Genomic DNA, 2,750 nt, shown 5'->3' on the forward strand with positions numbered 1-2,750 from the left:
CGAAATATTTACCGAAGAATTTTTCCGACCCGCCGAACGAGCCGTATTTGGCCAGTTTCTTCAAATCGACCTTGTTCAGCACCGCGCCGACGATCTTGTTGGCGACATAGGGTTCGGATTCCAGCATCGACCTGACCATCGCGCGCGGGGTGCGCCCCCACTCGGTGACCAGTACAAAACCGTCGACCAATGGCGCGAAGGCCTTGGCGTCGACCACCGGTCCGAGCGGCGGCAGATCGACGACGATGTATTCGAACGTCTCCTTGGCGTTCTCGATGAAGCGCCGCATGCCGGCCGAGGAGAGAAGTTCGCTGGTATGCGAGAAGTGACCGCGCAGCACCGCCGGGATGATCGCCAGCTTCGTCTGCCTGTCGATCTTGCCGACGGACTGCCAGGTCTGGCCGCCGACCACCGCTTCCATCAAGCCCTGCTCGGTTTCCATGCCAAGGCCTCGGCTGAGGCCGGGATTGCGCAAGTCGCCGTCGATCAGCAGCGTCTTGGAGCCATTGGCGGCAAGCAAGCCGGCGAGATTTGCCGCGACCGTCGACTTGCCCTCGCCGGGAAGCACCGAGATGATGCCGATGACGCGGCTGCCTTGCCCTTCCATCACGACGTCGAAGGCGATCTTGGCGCTGCGCAGCGTTTCGGAGAACATCGAGGCTGGAGAATCGATGCTGACCCGCATGCGCGCCCGCTTTTCGGCTGAAGACAGCGATTGGGTGGTCTTGGCGTCCACCTGGGTCTCGCCCGGCTTTTCTTCCTTGCCGAGCTTGCCGCCGATCGTCGGCAGGTAGCCGAGGAATTTCAGGTTGACGCGGTCGCGCACGTCCTCGCCGGTCCTGAAGAAGCGTTCGTTGAACTCGTTCAGGCCACCAAAGCCGGCGCCCATCAGCAGGCCAAGCACCAGCGAAAGTCCGAGCACGACGATGGTGCGCGGGCTTGAGGCCGTCATCGGCATCGACGCGTCGGAGATGATGCGGATCTTGCCGACCGGGAAGGACTGCTGCTGCGCGGCTTCCTCGTAACGACCCAGGAATGTCTGATAGAGCGTGGTGAGCGCCGTCGCCTGCTGATCGAGTTCACGCAGCTTGACTTGCGTCTGGTTGTCGACGGAACTCTTGCCTTGCGCGGCCGCGACGTTGGCCCTGAGCGCGGTCTCGCGTGCCTGCGCCACCTCATATTCGTTGCGATAGCTTTCGGTCAGCTGCTTCAGCTCGCCGAAAATCTGCGTCGATATGTCGGCCTTCTCCTTGGAGAGAGCCACCGCCTGCGGGTGCTCGGGGCCGAAATTCGCCTCGACGTCCTGCAGCCGCTTGGCCACTGTGAGGTAGCGGGTCTTGAGCGCCGATATGACCGAGCTGCTTGGCTGGTCGCTCGATATGGCGGCATCCTTGAAAGCGTTTTCGGAGCCGCTGTCGACGATGGCCTTGTACTGCTGGTAGCGGGCGCTGGCGCGTGCGGTGTCGGCCTGCGCCACGATAAGCTGGGCGTTGAGGTCGGAAAGCTGCTTGTCGCTCATCAGCTGGCCATCGCTGTTGGCGGCCAGCCCATGTTCGGCCCTGAATTTCTCAACCGCGAGCGAAGCTGCCTGCGAGCTCTGGCGCAACTCCGTCAACCGGCCCTGCAGCCAGACCGCAGCCCGCTCGGTGGCATCGAAGCTGGCATCGAGCTGATCGGCGAGATAGGCATCGGCATAGGCCTTGGTGATGGCGTTTGCCAAGGCCGGATCCGTCGCCTGATAGCCGAGCGCGATGACGTAGCTTCGGCCGACGCGTTCCGCCCGGATCTCGTTCTGCAGCTTGAGGATCGCGTAGTCGCGGCGCGACGTGGCGATCAGCGCATCGCGGGCGGCCGGGTCGAGCTTGCTGAAGTCAGCGCCACCCGGCATGGAAGAGCTGGGGCGGACATACTGGATCAGGCCGCGGATGAGGCCTATGCCTTGGGCAAGCGCCGACTGGGGCGGATTCATGAACGTGTCGTTCTGGTCGAGCTTCAGCTTGTCGACGACCACGGCGGCAAGCCGCGTCGAGGTCAGGATCTCGATCTGGCTCAGGATGGCGGAATCGGTCTGCATGGTTGTCGACGTCGCCGAAATGTCGTCGACGATCTTGTTCAAGCCCTCGTCGATCAGCACGCTGGCGATCGACTGATATTTGGGCGGCGTTGTCTGCAAATAGAGCAGGCCCAGGAAGAGACCGATGACGGCACACACGGCAACCACCTTGGCCTGCCGTGCGGCCATGCCAAGCAGCCGCTCGATATCGATGAAGTCTTCGCCGTCTCCTGCGTCCGAATTCGGCAATGGCATCCTCTTGTCGAGAGGAAAGTTGGCATAATTCATCTTCGGTCCAATTCTAGAGCCGGTCCTATTCCGATTGATCGCAATTGGCTCTATCTTACTGTTTCAACATGATCTTTTCCGGAAACCGGGACCCACTTTCAGGGATCATGCCTTGGCTTGCAGGCGCCTCGAAGATCGGGAGCATCGCCAGAGCAATGCAAGCGTCGTGCCAGACGGAGAGAACCTGCCGGCCCCTCTTCGCCGGCCATCCGACGATACTCCCGAAAGATGGGCATTATGCGGCTTCTTCCTGGCGTTCATGCGACCGGACGAACTCCTGAAGCATCTCGAAAACCGGACCCTTCATGTCGTCGCGCGCCAGCGCGAAGGCGATGTTGGCCTGGATGAACCCTTCCTTGGAACCACAGTCGAACATGCGGCCGAGGAAAGGCTGGGCGAAGAACGGCTG

Annotated in this window: 1 protein-coding gene and 1 pseudogene; both read right to left on the reverse strand. The window is 61.8% G+C overall.

Annotation, left to right across the window (positions count from 1 at the left end):
* The coding region (locus EN879_RS31130; protein WP_127274488.1) for a polysaccharide biosynthesis tyrosine autokinase at nt 1–2,341 on the reverse strand (2,341 nt) is incomplete at its 3' end.
* Nucleotides 2,342–2,576: 235 nt separating this feature from the next.
* Nucleotides 2,577–2,750: pseudogene (locus EN879_RS40280) on the reverse strand (UTP--glucose-1-phosphate uridylyltransferase); the annotation flags it as partial.

The sequence above is a fragment of the Mesorhizobium sp. M7A.F.Ca.AU.002.02.1.1 genome (genome assembly GCF_003998535.1).
Lineage (GTDB): Bacteria > Pseudomonadota > Alphaproteobacteria > Rhizobiales > Rhizobiaceae > Mesorhizobium > Mesorhizobium ciceri.